The sequence below is a fragment of the Magnetococcus marinus MC-1 genome (assembly GCF_000014865.1).
Lineage (GTDB): Bacteria > Pseudomonadota > Magnetococcia > Magnetococcales > Magnetococcaceae > Magnetococcus > Magnetococcus marinus.
Map to the genome: position 1 here is coordinate 2,684,927 of NC_008576.1, position 2,255 is coordinate 2,687,181.

Consider the following 2,255-nt stretch of genomic DNA (forward strand, 5'->3'; position numbering starts at 1 on the left):
CCCTAAACACCCAACCAGGTCCACGCCTTTAGGCGCAACCAATCCACAAAGCGCCGTGTCCAGATCCACAACAGACGACGCTCTTCAATCTCAATTTTACCTACCCCCTCCATGCCGGGGCGCACCAACGCCACCCCATCCAACAATTCAGCTTCGACCCGAAAGCGGTTGGTGCCTTGGTCGGCCACCGCTACGGGGGTAATAAGATTGATTTTGATAGGAAAACGGTCGTTGGGTAGCGCGGTTAAAATCAGCTCGCCCTGTTGCCCACTCTCTACCTGGGCAATATCAGCCTCCTCCACCTGCAATACGACCCGGTAGCTGGCCAAGGGGGCCAATTCAAACAGCATTTCACCCTTTTGCACCGCGCTGCCCAAACGTTGGCTCAGATCCCCCCGCACCACCAATCCGGCAAAAGGGGCGGTAAGCTGCGCCCGTCGCAATTTTTCTTGTGCCAGATCCCGCTGCGCGGCGGCTTGTTTGGCCTGGGACAAAGCAATGCGCACCTGAGCCGAGTTATGTTGCGCCTGGGCATCTTGCGCCTGCTTTAAAAATTGAATCTGCTGGTTCTCCCAGCGGGAGAGCTCCAGGGCAATTTCCCGATCATCCAGGGTCGCCAACAGCTCCCCTTCCTGCACATACTGCCCGGCCCGCACCGAGGCTGTGGCGACAAAACCGTCAAAGGGAGCCGCCACCACCCGCTGCACCGCCCCTTCTAACTTGGCATCCGCCGCCACCCGGAACATACCGGTTGCCAGGGTAAAAAACAGACCCGTGGCCAGCAGGGCGATAAACCACAGTTTTAACCCCACATACCCGGCACCCAGCAGTTTTTCTAACCAATGGCCTATGCTTTTGCCCACACGCTGAAGCAGAGGTCGTTGGCTCTCCCGTTTTTCCAGCAACACCCGGCCCAAAATCGGTGGCAATCCCATGGCGAGTTGTTGAGCGGTAGCATCCACTTCATCATCCGACCACTCATACAAAAAGACCCCATACTGCTCCTCGGAAACAAAAAAGGGCACGGAAAAGAGCACCCGATTCCCGTGTTGCTGCGCCAGGGCGCGGTGTTCGCGCACCACCGTTGTGCTTTCATCCTGTTCCAACTGCTGGGGTTTTTCACGGCGGTAGAGCACCGGCAGACCTTGGTCGGCCGCCTCGTTCATGGCCGCTTCGAGATCCTGCACCAGATCAATCTTTTTAGAAAAATCCGCCGAATGGGAAAGTGCCGCAAAGCGCACCATGCCCCCCTTGCCAAAGCCTAAAGAGACCCGATCACACCCCAGCTCAACCGCCGCTTCGGTGAGCGTAATCTGGTAGGCATCCTGCGCCTTTTCTGCCTCTAAGGCGCTCATCATCAAATTGAGTGCGCGCATGAGACGTTCATTAAGGGCGCTGTTGGCGCTGCCCGCCTCCGCGCCATGATTACCCCGGCTCCAAAGCCAGCCCAGCCCCCATTGAATCCATAATTTAGCCTGCGCGGGTACCGCAGGCTGTTGAAAACCCAACCCTACTACCCCCAACAGATCCATATCTTGGATAATGGGCACCGCCAGCACGCCCCCGGCGCTGCTCTGTCGGGTTAGGGGCAGACGCATCTCCATAGCCTGTTCACAGGCGGCGGCCAAGGCCGCACCACATGGCTTTTGCGGAGGCCAAAAAGCGACGGGTAAAAAGGGGCCACTGTTGGCTTCGCCCATCACCAATACACCCTGAGTCACCGAGCCAGCCTGACGCGCCAGCAGATGCATCCACACCTCGATAAACTGGGCGTCATCGTGGGTCGTGTGCAGTTGTTGCCACAGATCGGTGGTCCATTCCTGAACGTCGCCACTCATGGGATCTCACTCTGTCAAAAGCAAGGCCCATGCACCGTTGGGTGCATGGGCCAAAACGCGACTAAACAACCCGCTATGGGTCTATTTTTCTTAAATTTTCAGCTGACCGTAACGGGTCTCATACTCTTTTAAAGCCATCTCCAACATGGTTTGCAAGCGTTTCGCAGCATAGGGATTGAGCACAATACGGTTAGACAGATTAACCGTGACCTCTTTACTATCGGCCTGCCAAGCCTGATTGGCACCAAACAGGACCATGATCTCTTCGCGGGTTCCCAGCACATTGCAGACGTTGGCATAGCTGGTTGCCATGCTGCTGTCATCCCACACAATCTTGGGGTTGCCGGCAGCTTCGGGTGTTACCTTGGTACCTTCTTTGACTTCACTCATTTTTATACTACTCCAGTGGGTTAATAA

2 protein-coding genes are annotated in these 2,255 nt (G+C 56.3%); both read right to left on the minus strand.

The window, feature by feature from the left end; all coding sequences use genetic code 11:
- Nucleotides 1–2 precede the first annotated feature (2 nt).
- A complete protein-coding gene (locus MMC1_RS11150) occupies nucleotides 3–1,838 on the minus strand; it encodes an efflux RND transporter periplasmic adaptor subunit (protein WP_011713806.1) in 1,836 nt (611 codons plus the stop codon).
- Nucleotides 1,839–1,928: 90 nt separating this feature from the next.
- Nucleotides 1,929–2,228, minus strand: coding sequence for a DUF3467 domain-containing protein (locus MMC1_RS11155; protein ID WP_011713807.1), 300 nt, complete (start codon nucleotides 2,226–2,228; stop codon nucleotides 1,929–1,931).
- Between the last annotated feature and the right edge of the window lie 27 nt (nucleotides 2,229–2,255).